General features: G+C 60.3%; 13 protein-coding genes and 1 pseudogene. 2 read left to right on the top strand and 12 right to left on the bottom strand.

Features of this window, described 5'->3' with window-relative positions; all coding sequences use genetic code 11:
• The 9 genes and pseudogenes from D8U18_RS17710 to D8U18_RS17670 all read right to left on the bottom strand — a co-directional run.
• Positions 1-309 (bottom strand): annotated as a pseudogene (locus tag D8U18_RS17710) (amino acid deaminase); the annotation flags it as partial.
• Positions 310-347: 38 nt separating this feature from the next.
• Positions 348-1112 (bottom strand): IclR family transcriptional regulator, encoded by a 765-nt coding sequence (locus D8U18_RS17705; protein ID WP_056852801.1) that lies wholly within the window; start codon positions 1110-1112, stop codon positions 348-350.
• A 171-nt stretch (positions 1113-1283) separates the two neighbouring features.
• The gene (locus tag D8U18_RS17700) at positions 1284-1673 is read right to left on the bottom strand and encodes a RidA family protein (protein WP_056852802.1); all 390 of its coding nucleotides are present in this window, start codon (positions 1671-1673) and stop codon (positions 1284-1286) included.
• Between the two features lie 30 nt (positions 1674-1703).
• Positions 1704-2498: an amino acid ABC transporter ATP-binding protein gene (locus D8U18_RS17695; RefSeq protein WP_056852803.1), complete on the bottom strand. Its 795-nt coding sequence runs from the start codon at positions 2496-2498 to the stop codon at positions 1704-1706.
• Positions 2495-3157 (bottom strand): amino acid ABC transporter permease, encoded by a 663-nt coding sequence (locus D8U18_RS17690; protein ID WP_056852804.1) that lies wholly within the window; start codon positions 3155-3157, stop codon positions 2495-2497. Before D8U18_RS17690 ends, D8U18_RS17695 begins: the two co-directional genes overlap by 4 nt.
• 8 nt (positions 3158-3165) lie before the next feature.
• The gene (locus tag D8U18_RS17685; RefSeq protein WP_130903423.1) at positions 3166-3828 is read right to left on the bottom strand and encodes an amino acid ABC transporter permease; all 663 of its coding nucleotides are present in this window, start codon (positions 3826-3828) and stop codon (positions 3166-3168) included.
• Positions 3829-3879: 51 nt separating this feature from the next.
• Complete coding sequence (locus tag D8U18_RS17680) at positions 3880-4728, bottom strand: transporter substrate-binding domain-containing protein (protein ID WP_056852806.1); 849 nt, start codon at positions 4726-4728, stop codon at positions 3880-3882.
• Positions 4729-5115: 387 nt separating this feature from the next.
• Positions 5116-6675, bottom strand: coding sequence for a TerC family protein (locus tag D8U18_RS17675; RefSeq protein WP_056852807.1), 1560 nt, complete (start codon positions 6673-6675; stop codon positions 5116-5118).
• Between the two features lie 312 nt (positions 6676-6987).
• Positions 6988-7854: a LysR family transcriptional regulator gene (locus D8U18_RS17670; protein ID WP_131108100.1), complete on the bottom strand. Its 867-nt coding sequence runs from the start codon at positions 7852-7854 to the stop codon at positions 6988-6990.
• 104 nt (positions 7855-7958) lie between these two features.
• On the opposite strand from D8U18_RS17670, the gene D8U18_RS17665 reads away from it, so the two are divergent.
• The gene (locus tag D8U18_RS17665; protein ID WP_131108099.1) at positions 7959-9503 is read left to right on the top strand and encodes an MFS transporter; all 1545 of its coding nucleotides are present in this window, start codon (positions 7959-7961) and stop codon (positions 9501-9503) included.
• On the opposite strand, the gene D8U18_RS17660 is transcribed toward D8U18_RS17665, so the two are convergent.
• A complete protein-coding gene (locus D8U18_RS17660; RefSeq protein WP_131108098.1) occupies positions 9489-9893 on the bottom strand; it encodes a MerR family transcriptional regulator in 405 nt (134 codons plus the stop codon). The genes D8U18_RS17665 and D8U18_RS17660 overlap by 15 nt on opposite strands.
• Positions 9894-9970: 77 nt before the next feature.
• On the opposite strand from D8U18_RS17660, the gene D8U18_RS17655 reads away from it, so the two are divergent.
• A complete protein-coding gene (locus D8U18_RS17655) occupies positions 9971-11194 on the top strand; it encodes an NADH:flavin oxidoreductase/NADH oxidase family protein (RefSeq protein WP_131108097.1) in 1224 nt (407 codons plus the stop codon).
• Positions 11195-11266: 72 nt separating this feature from the next.
• On the opposite strand, the gene D8U18_RS17650 is transcribed toward D8U18_RS17655, so the two are convergent.
• The gene (locus tag D8U18_RS17650; RefSeq protein ID WP_177435034.1) at positions 11267-11929 is read right to left on the bottom strand and encodes a VWA domain-containing protein; all 663 of its coding nucleotides are present in this window, start codon (positions 11927-11929) and stop codon (positions 11267-11269) included.
• A 2-nt stretch (positions 11930-11931) separates the two neighbouring features.
• A complete protein-coding gene (locus D8U18_RS17645; RefSeq protein ID WP_130903429.1) occupies positions 11932-12939 on the bottom strand; it encodes an ATP-binding protein in 1008 nt (335 codons plus the stop codon).
• Between the last annotated feature and the right edge of the window lie 164 nt (positions 12940-13103).

Raw genomic sequence — 13103 nt, 5'->3', positions numbered from 1 at the left:
TTGGTTGGCCATCAGCACCCGATGCACGCCATGGGCGTAGGCCGCGCGGGTTTGCGTGGCGCTGGCCAGGGTGATGCCCCAGGCGCCGGCGTCCAGTTGCCGACGAAACAGCGCCGGGGTCATGCTGGTTTTGCCGTGGGGCGCCAGTTCAGCGCCGCTGTTGCTGACAAAGTCCTGCATCCAGCGGATGTTGTGTTCCAGCGCTTCACGGTGCAGCACCAGCGCCGGCAGGCTGACGTCGCGCACCAGGTTGGCGCCAATGTGGGCAAAGCCCTTTTTCACGGCGGCAGTATTCTTGGCAGAAGACATGATCGAACTCCTCACATTCGCGGCCGCAGGCAGCCGCTTTATTCGTTGATGCGACGGGCCAGGCTGTTGGCGCTGTCGATCAGCACCCGGCGGTAGTCGTTGTAATTGTTCTTGGCATCGGCTCGCGGGGCGACGATGCACAGGGTCGCGATGGCTACGCCGTTCGGGTCTTTGACCGGGGCGGCGAAGCAATGGGTAAACGTGTCGGCGACGCTATCGAAAGAGAAAAAACCCTCGCGCCCGGCCTGACGAATTTCCGCCAGGAATTGCTCCAGCGGCAAGCGGTCGCCGTCGGGCAGGATGAAGTCGTCGTGGTCGATCAGCTCGACGATTTGCTGGTCACTGAGGTGCGCCAGCAACAGGCGCCCGGACGCGGTCCAGGGAATCGGCGCGTTCTCGCCGATGTCCGAGGAAATACGAAAATGCCGCTCGCCCTCTTTCATCAACGCCACGGTGTATTTGCGTCCGTTGAGCAGGCACATCTGCGCGGTTTCATGGGTCTGGCTGACGATCTCCTGCAAGGCGAGATCGGCCTCGCGGGTCAGATCGAAATGACGCAAATGCGCCTGCCCGAGGAAGTACAGCTGACGACCGAGGTAGACGTGGCCGTCCTTGCCCACCGGCTCCAGAATCCTGCGTTCGAGCAATGAAGCCACCAGTTCGTAGACCGTGGATTTTGGGCTGCCGATGCCATTGGCGATATCGTTCGGGCGCAGGGGCTGGCCGACTTCCTTGAGGAAATCGAGGATATCGAACGCCCGGTCCAGACCGCGTGCCCGGCGCTTGATGGTGTCTTCAGTCATGTCAGTGCTTCCCCTTCAAAATGCCGGGAGTTTACCGAGTGTGCAGTGTTGACTGTGAGGCCGCCATCGCTGGCAAGCCAGCTCCCACAGGGATTTAGGGTGTGCCGACAATCTGTGGCAATACACAACACCTGTGGGAGCTGGCTTGCCAGCGATGCAGTCACCGCCGGTTCAGGCCTTTTTCTTGTAGGCAATGCAGTCGATCTCGACCTTGCAGTCGACCATCATGTTCGCCTGCACGCAGGCGCGGGCCGGGGCGTGTTCCGGTTTGAAGTACTCGGAAAAGACCTTGTTGAAACTGCTGAAATCCCGCGGATCCTCCAGCCACACGCCGGCACGCACCACATCTTCCAGGCCATAACCGGCCTCTTGCAGAATCGCGATCAGGTTCTTCATGGTCTGGTGGGTCTGTTCGACAATGCCGCCCACAATGATCTCGCCATCCACCGCCGGCACCTGCCCGGAAACGTGCAACCAGCCATCGGCTTCAACGGCGCGGGCGAAAGGACGAGGCGCGCCGCCAGCGGCGGTGCTGCCGGTGCCGTAACGAGTAATGCTCATGAGTGTTTCTCCTGATTGATAGTTGAAAGATCAAAAACGCGTATTTTTGAGAAATTCCGCCAGACGCGGCGATTGCGGGCGTTCGAACAGTTCCTTGGGTGGCCCCTGCTCTTCGATACGCCCCTGATTCATGAATACGATTTTGTCCGAGACCTCGAAGGCAAAGCGCATTTCGTGGGTCACCAGCAGCATGGTCATGCCGTCTTCCGCCAGGCCCTTGATCACGTTGAGCACTTCGCCCACCAACTCAGGGTCGAGGGCCGAAGTGACCTCGTCGAACAGCATCAGGCTCGGGTTCATCGCAATTGCCCGGGCAATCGCCACGCGTTGTTGCTGGCCGCCGGACAACTGCCCGGGAAAGTGGTCGCGGCGTTCCAGCAGGCCGACCCGCTCCAGCCATTTCTCCGCCAGGGCCACGGCCTGGTCCTTGTGCAGCTTTTTGACCTTGAGCAACCCGAGGGTGACGTTCTGCAACGCAGTCAGATGCGGGAACAGATTGAATTGTTGAAACGCCATGCCGGTCATCGCGCGATGGCGGGCGATGACTTTTTCCGGGTGACGAATGCGCTTGCCATTGACTTCGTCATAACCAATGGACTCGCCGTCGAGCAGGATCTGCCCGCCCTGGAATTCTTCAAGCATGTTCACGCAGCGCAGCAAGGTGGTCTTGCCCGAACCGCTGGAACCGATCAGCGTCACCACGTTGCCGCGCTGCATGCTCAGGTCAACGCCCTTGAGCACTTCGAGCTGGTCATAACGCTTGTGCAAGCCGCGAATGTCCAGCAGCGGCTGGCCGTTTTGACTATTGGATTGAGTTTGAGTCATGGCAAGGCCACCCGCTTTTCAATGTGCCGGCCGAGTAATTCGATGCCGTAGTTGATGACGAAGAACAGAAAACCGGCGAACAGATAGAACTCCAGGGTCATGAAGGTTCGGGCAATGACCTGCTGGGTGCTGAGCAGCAACTCGGCCACGCCGATCACCGACAATAGCGTCGAGGCCTTGACGATCTCGGTGGACGAGTTGACCCAGGTCGGCAGGATTTGCCGCAACGCCTGAGGTAACAGTACGTAGCCCAGGGTCTGGTTGAATGTCAGGCCTATGGCCTTGCTCGCTTCCATCTGCCCACGGGGCAGTGCCTGCAAGGCACCGCGCACGATCTCGGCGACGTGGGAGCCGCAAAACAGCGTCAAGCCCAATGCACCGGCCTGAAACGCACTGATCTGCCAGCCCAATGCCGGGGCCATGTAAAAGCAGGCGAGCACCAACACGAACACAGGCGTGCCGCGAATCACGTCCACATAAAAACGAAACGGCGCGCGCATCCAGAACTTGCCGTAGGTCAGCACCAGTCCGGCAAACATACCGACCACCGTGCCCAGCAAAATCGCCAGTGCCGACACCTGCACACTGGTCAAGAAGCCTTGCCAGAGCGGCTCGCGCGCGATCCACAACTCATGCAACCAACTGGGGGATTCGTACATGGAGCCTCCTATCGGCGGATTGCCAGACGCTGCTCGAGATAACGCAGCAGCATGGCAATGAGGTAACAGGCCGCGACATACAGCGCCGTAGTCACCAGCCAGGTTTCGATCACCCGGTAGCTTTCGACATTGATCTTGCGCGCGTAATAGGTCAGCTCCGGCACGGCAATCGCCGCCGCCAGCGAGGTGTCCTTGAACAGCGAAATGAAGTTGTTCGATAACGCTGGCAGTACGTTGCGCAGCATCACCGGCACGGTGACATAGGCCTTGACCTGCCATTCCCCCAGGCCGATCGCCAGACCCGCTTCGCGTTGGCCCTTGGGAATGCTCAACAAACCACCGCGGAACACTTCGGTCAGGTACGCCCCGGCATACAACGACAAGGTAATGATGAACGAGGGAATCTTGTCCAGACGAATCCCCAGGCTCGGCAATGCAAAGTAGATCAACAGAATCAATACCAGAATCGGCGTGTTACGGATCACCGTCACATACACCGAAGCCAGCACCCGCAACGGGCGGTGCTTCGACAACAAAGCAAACGCCATCAGCAGGCCGATCACGCAGCCGATGGCGATCGACACCAGCGCCAGCTCCAGGCCCAGGCCGAGCCCCGCCAGCAAGGTGTCGAAATCGCGCCACACGGCGGCAAAGTTCAACTGATAGTTCATGGTCAGCAGTACCTGAACGGGGCGATTCAGAACCGCCCCGCTCTCACGGGATCATTGAAATTCGACGGGGAAACCAATCTTTGGCGAAGGCAGATCCACACCGAACCATTGCTTGAATGACGCGGCGTAAGTCGGGAACTCGACGCCGGTCATGGCCTCATGCAAGGTGGTGTTGACGAAGTTCAGCCAGTCCTGATCGCCGCGCTTGACCGCACAGGCATAGGTCTGCGGGCTCCAGGCGTAAGCCGGGCTGCGGTAGCGACCGGCGTTCTGCACCATCAGGTATTTCACCGAAGACTGGTCGGTGGCCGCCGCGTCGGCGCGACCGGAGTTCACGGCCTGGTACATCAGGTCAACGCTGTCGTATTGGTCGACCTTGGCATTGGGCAATGCCTGATGCACCAGCTCTTCGGCGTAGACATTCTGCAGCACCGCCACGGTCAAGCCGTCGCCAGCGGCCTTCATGTCTTCGATTTCCTTGTACTTGCTGTTGGCCGGCAACAGCAGGCCAACGCCTTCACGGTAGTAAGGCAGAGTAAACGCCACTTGCTGCGCACGACTGGCGGTCACGGTGATGAACTGGCAGCTCATGTCGACCTTGTCGGTCAGCAGGTTGGGAATCCGCGCATCGGATGACTGCACAACAAACTCGACCTTGCTCGGGTCGTTGAACAGCCCTTTGGCCACCATGCGCGCGATGTCGATATCAAAACCCTGCAATTTGCCATCTGCACCCTGGAAGTGCCACGGCGCATTAGTGCTGCCGGTGCCCACGATCAACTTGCCGCGGGCCAGGACACTATCGAGCTTGCCGTCTGCCGCCTGGGCCACGCCCATGGCAGCAGCAGAAGCCGCGAACAGAAAAACACACGCTTTGAACAACGAAGGTCGGCGATGCATGGCAAGCACTCCAGAATGATGTTTATTCCGCTATACCGGAACGTGGTATGTAACAACGGAATAGACAGCAGAAAGTGTGCCACAGGATGTGCAGGGAATGTAGGGAGATTGAAAAGTGTTTTGAATCAGGGGGATGCGTACATGCGAAAGAAAGGGTTACCAAAACGAATCAAACAGAAACCGCTACCATCGGCTACAGCAGTCGGGAATCTGATTCACAACAGGGCCCAAGAGAATCAATCAGGTGCATTTTTGTATCGTGGTGATTGATAAGAGTGAGTCGTCTGGCGGTCTGCAATCGCGGGCAAGCCCGCTTCCACAAGCTCAGCGTATAACTTGTAGGAGCGTGGCTTGCCCGCGATGAGGGCATTGGCATCAATACAACATCTACGCGCCAATGCGCGCCAGCCGAACCCGCGTCACCCGCCGCTCTTCCACCGACAACACGGTCAAGCACCAGCCTTCCCATTCGTGGCTGTCGCCGATCATCGGCAGGCGATCCAGCAAGCTGACCACCAGACCGGCGAGGGTCTGGTAGTCGTCGGTAGGCTCGGCAGCAAACCCGGTGTGCTGTCGAACTCGCGCCAGGTTCAAAGCGCCGCTGACCACAAACCCGCCCTTTTCCTCGACCACGTCCGGCCCTTCGATTTCGCTGGCATCGGGTAATTCACCGGCGATCGATTCGAGGATGTCGGTCATGGTCAGCACACCGACGAAGTCGCCGAACTCGTTGACCACGAATGCGATGTGCGTCGACGCCTTGCGCATCTGCTCCAGGGCGTTGAGGATCGAGTAACTCTCCAGCAGGTTGATGGTCTGACGCGCAAGATGCGCAAGATCCGGTTGGTTACCTGCCAGGAACTCTTTCAACAACTCCTTCTTGTGTACGAAACCCAGCGGTTCATCCACCGCACCGTCGCGGATCAGCGGCAGGCGCGAGTAAGACGAATGCATCAGTCGCGTGCGAATCGCCTCGGCGTTGTCGGCCAGGTCGATATGATCGACGTCGGCGCGCACGGTCATCAACGTGCGGATCGGCCGCTCGGCCAGTTGCAGTACGCCGCTGATCATCACCCGCTCGCGGCGATCGAACAGCGCTTCGCTGGGCGCCTCGCCGTTGTCGAGCATGTCGGCAATTTCCTCGCCGACTTCTTCCACCGCCAGTTTGCGCCCGCCCAGCAGGCGCATCACCGCGTGGGCGGTGCGCTCACGCATCGGTCGCAGGCCCATCATCGATCGTTTGCGGCGAGCCCGGGCGATCTGGTTGAACACTTCGATCAGGATCGAGAAACCGATGGCTGCATACAGATAGCCCTTCGGAATATGGAAGCCCAGGCCTTCGGCAGTCAGCGCAAAGCCGATCATCATCAAAAAGCCCAGGCACAGCATGATCACCGTCGGATGCGCGTTGACGAACCGGGTCAGCGGTTTGCTGGCGACGATCATCAAACCGATGGAAATGATCACGGCGATCATCATCACCGCCAACTCATCAACCATGCCCACTGCGGTAATCACCGCATCGAGGGAGAACACCGCATCCAGCACCACGATTTGCGCGACGATTGGCCAAAACAGCGCATAGGCGGCGTTGGAGGAACGCTCACCGACGTGTCCTTCAAGCCGTTCGTGCAATTCCATGGTGGCCTTGAACAACAGGAACACACCACCGAACAGCATGATCAGGTCGCGCCCGGAGAAGCTCTTGTCGAATACCTCGAACAGCGGTTGGGTCAGGGTCACCAGCCAGGAAATACTCGCCAGCAAGCCAAGACGCATCAGCAAAGCCAGGGACAAACCGATGATCCGCGCACGATCGCGCTGATGTGGCGGCAGTTTGTCCGCGAGGATCGCGATAAACACCAGGTTGTCGATGCCCAGTACCAGTTCCAGCACAATCAGCGTCAACAGGCCCAGCCATGCGGTGGGGTCAGCTAACCATTCCATAAAAACGTCTCGATCTCTTCAGTGGATTCAGAATGCCGGGCACGGCAAGGCACGGCACAGACGCCGAGGAACTGCAATGTCATGGGAAAACGCAAGCCAAAAGACCGGGTGCTTCGCGTGCATCAAGACCGCGCGATGGCGCGTGGGGAAAGGATAACTGGGGGGCTCCGTGAGGGTGTTCATGCAAGTCCTGAAAGGAAAAAGGACTTGGATCGTACAAGCAATAGCGACTGTTCCTACAGCCGGAAATCATTTCAAGATCTGTAGCGGCTATGAATCTTCGGTATTTCGAACAACGCGATGCTTGCGCACTCAAGCATTTTTTACGCGATCGATGTACTTGATCACCGCCGGCGACCTCTCGAACCGCCGATGAACCAAGGCCAACCAGGAAATCACCTGGCAATCCGCAATCTGCCGATACACCACGTTCGGCAAACTGACATGGCCGACCACGGACTCCGGCACCACCGCCACGCCCTGCCCCAGCGAAACCAGGGCAATCACCGCGACCAACCCACCCGGCTGCGCCCCCAGCCTGGGTACAAACCCACCCTGCGCGGCGACTTGCAAGGTGCCGACCACTTGCTCGGGAAGAATGAAGTTTTCGTTCTGCAGATGCACTGAATTGATCATCGGCAAACGGTTGAGCCATGAATCGACCGGTAGCGCCAACACAAAGCCTTCCTCGTTGAGCCGCACACTTTCGATACCGTCGGGCAACGCCAACGGGCAGCGGATGTAGCCGAGGTCGAAACGTCCCTCGAGGATCATGTTCGGCAGGCTGGCCATCGGGCTCTCCCGCACATTGAGGCTGACGTCCGGGAATTGGCAAGCAAACCCCTGCACTTGTTTTTGCAGCACTCCTGAGTACACCGCCGACGCCACATAACCGAGTTCGATGTGTCCGACTTCACCGCGACCGGCACGTTGTGCATTGCGTTGGGCAGACTCGAATTGCCGGACCGTGGCTTCAGCCTCGATTACCAGCGCCGCGCCGGCTTCGGTCAGGCTGACGTCCCGCGACTGACGGAAAAACAAGCGCGCCCCCAATTCCGCTTCCATGTCTTGAATCTGCCGGGTCAGGGTCGGCGGCGCGATGCCTAATTGCTCGGCGGCGCGGGTGAAATTGCGATGGCGAGCGACGGCGAGGAAATAGCGGAAGTGGCGGATGTCCATGGGGGGCATTAGCTCAAAGGTAATGAAGTGATGAGGCGCGCCTAACAATGACACTGTCAGCCAGGGATAAGCTGCTCGAACCGTCACAGTAGAGAACCCTTGCCATGCCCGTCAAACCCACGCCAAGTGCACGTCAGACCTTACTGACCGCATCCGCCGTGTGCTCGCTGATCGTGCTCGACACCAACATTGTCGCCGTTACCTTGCCCAGCATTGCGCGTGACCTGGGGGCCAATTTCGCCGACATCGAGTGGGTGGTCAGCGCCTACATGTTGGCGTTCGCCGCGTTGCTGTTGCCGGCCGGTAGCCTGGCCGACCGTTTTGGTCGCCAGAAGACCCTGATGTGGGGCCTGGGGATTTTCATCGTTGCTTCACTGGGCTGCGGTGCGGCTCCGAACGCCCTGTTTCTCGACATCGCACGCGCGATCAAAGGCGTCGGCGCCGCACTGCTGTTGACCTCGGCGCTGGCAGCCATCGGCCACACCTTTCATGATGAAGCCGAACGGGCCAAGGCCTGGGCATTCTGGGGTGGCTGCATGGGCGTTGCCATGACCGCCGCGCCGACCCTGGGCGGACTGATCACCGAATTCGTGGGCTGGCGCTGGATTTTCTACCTCAACCTGCCAGTGGGCTTGTTCCTGATGTACAGGGTCTGGCGCGCGGTGCCGGAATCACGCGATGCGCAAGCAGCGCGCCTTGATCCCTGGGGCAGCCTCGCCTTCAGCGCCAGCCTGCTGTGCCTGATCTGGGGCCTGATCGAAGCCAATCGGATCGGTTGGAGCAACCCGGTCACTTATGCGCGCCTGATCGGTGGAGCAGCGTTGTTGGGACTGTTCGTGGTGATCGAACGTCTGCAACAACGCCCGATGATCGACCTGCAACTGTTCCGTCATCCACGCTTCATCGGTGCGCTGCTCGGCATGTTCGCGTACGCCGCGTGTGCTCAGGTCATGATGACCATGCTGCCGTTCTACTTGCAGAACGGGCTGGGGTTCACCGCGATTTCGGCGGGCTTGGGCATGTTGCCGTTCGCCGTCACCCTGCTGATTTTCCCGCGCATCGGTGCTCGGCTGACGGGGCGGATCACGCCGGCAAACATGATGGCCATCGGGCTCACCCTGGTAGGCTGCGGCAACTTGCTCAGTGCCTGGGCGGTCAACAGTGGCGGTTATCTGCCGTTCGCCCTGGCGATTGCCGTCACCGGTGCCGGCGCAGGTCTGCTCAACGGCGATACGCAGAAAAACATCATGGCCTGCGTCCCGCGGCAACGCACCGGCATGGCCTCGGGCATGAGCACGACCATGCGCTTCAGTGCGGTGATGCTGGCCATCGGCGTGTATGGCGCGCTGCTCGCTGGCCACACTGAACAACAGCTGCACTTCGGTTTGTCGAGTCTGGCGCCGGAGTTGCTCGAACAGTCAAAGGATGTCGCCTCGCGGGTGGTCGCCGGTGATATGAACGCGGCGTTGAGTCTGTTGCCCGAAATCGCGCGGCCGCTGGTTGAAGCCTTGGCCCGGCAGGCGTTCGTCGCGGGGTTCAGTCTGTTGTTGTGGGTGGCGGGACTCGCGGCTTTGCTCGGTGCGCTGGTGGTGGGGACGTTGATGCGCAAGCCGATTCCCACCCCTCAAACTGCTCTAGTGCCTGAATGACTCCAGCACCCGCTCGGCATTCGCGTCACAAGCCATGCCTTCCGGCCGGGCCTGAATGTTTTCGATCAAACCCTGCAACTGCGCCTTGCTTTGCGCAAGGTGCCGTTGCATGGCTTCGATCTGTTCGATCTTGCGATGCAGGCTGACCATCAACTCATCATGCTTGAACGCACCCGTCACATTGTCCGGTAACAATTGCTTGAGTTCTTCGAGGCTGAACCCGGCCTGCTGGGCGCACTGGATGATTTGCAGGGTTTGCAGGACCTGTTGCGGGTATTGTCGATAGCCGTTCGCCGAGCGCTGAACCTGCTGAATCAAACCTTGAGCCTCATAAAAGCGAATGCGCGAGGCGCTCAATCCGCTCAGCAGTGCCAATTCACCGATTTTCATTGCGACCTCATTTGCCTGCTTGACATTAAAGTTAACTTTAAGCTTAGCCTCTACTCTTCACTGATGAGGAGTCAAGCATGTCGCCCTTTCAAGCGTTGAATCTGCCCAACGGCCAGACCATCGGCAACCGCATCGCCAAAGCCGCGATGGAAGAAAACCTCGCCGACATCGATCAGGCACCCGATGGTGCGCTGTTTCGCTTGTACCAGGCCTGGGCAGATGGCGGAGCCGGGCTGCTATTGACCGGCAACGTGATGATTGACCGGCGCGCCATGACTGGCCCAGGCGGTGTAGTACTCGAAGATGAGCGGCATCTGCAACGCCTCCGTCAGTGGGCCGACATTGGGCGCAGCGGTGGTGCGCAGTTCTGGGTGCAATTGAATCACCCCGGCCGCCAGACCATGGCCAACCTTGGCCAGCAAGCGTTGGCGCCTTCGGCGGTAGCACTGGATCTGGGACAGTTTTCGAAGATGTTCGCCGAACCGAAACCCATGAGCGAAGCCGACATCGACGAGGTGATCCAGCGCTTTGCCGCCAGTGCCGCGCTGGCTGAAAAGGCCGGTTTTACCGGCGTGCAGATACATGCCGCTCATGGCTACCTGATCAGCCAGTTCCTTTCACCACTGACCAATCGCCGAACCGATCGCTGGGGCGGCTCATTGGAAAACCGTGCCCGCATGCTGCTTGCAGTGGTCGATGCCGTGCGCCAAGCGGTATCACCGCAGTTTTGCGTAGCGGTGAAGCTCAACTCGGCAGATTTCCAGCGCGGCGGCTTCGATGCCGACGACGCCCGGCAGGTTATCCAGTGGCTGAACGAGCTGCAGATCGATTTGCTCGAACTCTCGGGCGGCAGCTACGAAGCACCGGCCATGCAAGGCGAGGCCCGTGACGGGCGGACGTTGGCGCGCGAGGCTTATTTTCTGGAAATGGCCGGTGAGTTGGCTGCAGTGGCATGCATGCCGGTAATGGTCACCGGCGGGATTCGACGCCTGACAGTTGTCGAACAAGTGCTCGCCAGCGGCATCGCCATGGCTGGAATAGGCACGGCCCTCGCCGTTGAGCCCGGCTTGGTCAAGCATTGGCGAGAAGGTCTGAACAGTCACCCGCACCTGCCGCCAATTCGCTGGAAACGCAAACCGCTGGCAGCATTGGCAAACATGGCGGTCGTGAAATTCCAGCTGCATCGATTGAGTCGTGGGCGTAAGACCCGACCTGGAGTGTCGGCGCTGTGGGCGTTGATTGTCGACCAGTTGTACCTGGGCAAGCGTACCCGGCAGTATCGGCGGGCGATGGCGAAGTAATTCGATTGAGGCTGGCGGGTACACCGCTATCGCGAGCAGGCTCGCCGTGATCGGCGCGCAGCACAGGAAAAATCACCCCGGCAACAACTCATCGATATGCCGATACTCCGACTGCAACTGCTCCGCCATCACCTTGCAGCGACCCAGCCTGATCGGCCCACGCTCGATATCGATCAGCAGCCCGGGACAATTGAATGGCTGCAATGTCGCCCCGTCCTTGATCCGCCCATCCGTGATCACCAGCAAGCGTTGCTGCTCGGCCGGAAAGCGCTTTCGCCGGGCCGCAAGCCACTGCCCCGCTTCGCTCAACGCCGCCAGCAACGGCGTGCCGCCACCGGCGCCCAGTCCATCAAGCCAGTGACGCAAACCGCTGGACGCTTTCAACCCTTGAACCTGCCACTTCGGCGCAGCGCCACTGGCAGACAGCAAGGCCAGCCGGGCGCGTTGGCGATAGGCGTCATCGAACAACTGCGCGAGCAAACCCTTGGCATCGCTCAAGGCATGGTGCCGACGGGTCGAAGCCGACGCATCGACAATCACCAGCCACAATTGATGAGCCGAACGTGTGCGCACGTGGAACAACAGATCCGCACGCACACGTGGCCGACCAATGAGCAAGGTCCCCGGCCAGTTGATCGAACCGCTGCAGGCAGCGTGACGCTTGCCCTGTCGGCCATCGTCCAGTCGTCCGGCGCGGGGCCTGGCATTCGCCCCCGCGTCGGATCGGGGGCGAATGCCTAGGGCTTTTTTGGCCAGCTCGGCACTTCCCGGCGGGCGCCGACAGGCGATGCCTGAGGAGCCATTTCACCCCACTGCCCCTGGCCCTCACCCGGATTGGTCGTTTGCGGCGAAGACGACTGTGGCGCTTGCGCCGGTTGTGGTGCCGATGCGGCAAGCTCACGGCGACGATGGCGCAAGGCGAACTCGGCGACCGCGTCGATATCTTCGACGCTGATGGCACGAGCGCCACGCCAGGCTGCGTGGGCACGAGCCGCGCGCAGCCAGACCAGATCGGCGCGCATGCCGTCGACTCCGGCGGCGAAGCAGCGTTCAGTGATCTGCGCCAGCGCGTCGTCGTCCAGCGGGATGCTCGTCAACGCAACGCGTGCCTGCTGGCAACGCTCGCGCAGGCTCGCTTGTTGGCTCTCCCACGTGGCGCAAAAGCGCTGGGGATCGCTGTCGAAATCCAGGCGCCGACGGATGATCTGGCCGCGCTCTGCCGGTGCGGTGTGGCCGCTGAGTGCGACATTCAAGCCAAAGCGGTCAAGCAGCTGCGGCCGCAATTCGCCCTCTTCCGGGTTCATGGTGCCGATCAACACGAATTTCGCCGAATGCCGATGGGAGATGCCATCCCGCTCGATCAGATTGGTACCGCTGGCGGCGACGTCGAGTAGCAGATCGACCAGATGATCCGGCAGCAGGTTGACCTCATCGACGTAGAGCACGCCGCCATCAGCCTTGGCCAGCACACCCGGTGAAAATTGCGCCCGGCCTTCACTCAGCGCGGCATCCAGATCGAGGGTACCGACCAACCGCTCCTCAGTCGCGCCCAACGGCAGGGTAACGAATTGACCGCTGGCGAGCAGGTCCGCCAGGCCTCGAGCCAGGGTCGACTTGGCCATGCCACGCGGACCTTCGATCAGCACACCGCCAATTTTCGGGTCGATGGCAGTCAGGTACAGCGCGAGCTTCAAATCGTCGGCGCCGACCACGGCGGACAGGGGGAAATGCGGAGTGTCGGTCATGTCGGGTTTCTCATCATGGTCGGTCATTACTCTGTGGCGAGGGAGCTTGCTCCCGCTGGGCTGCGCAGCGGCCCCAAAAATCAGATACACCACGGTTTCAGGCTTTTTGTGATCGTTCCCACGCTCTGCGTGGGAATGCCTCAACGGACGCTCCGCGTTCGGCT

This window comes from Pseudomonas sp. Sample_10, from assembly GCF_004321495.1.
In the GTDB taxonomy this organism is placed as follows: domain Bacteria; phylum Pseudomonadota; class Gammaproteobacteria; order Pseudomonadales; family Pseudomonadaceae; genus Aquipseudomonas.
Note: the sequence above shows the minus strand (reverse complement) of the source record. Positions and strands in the feature narration are given on the sequence as shown.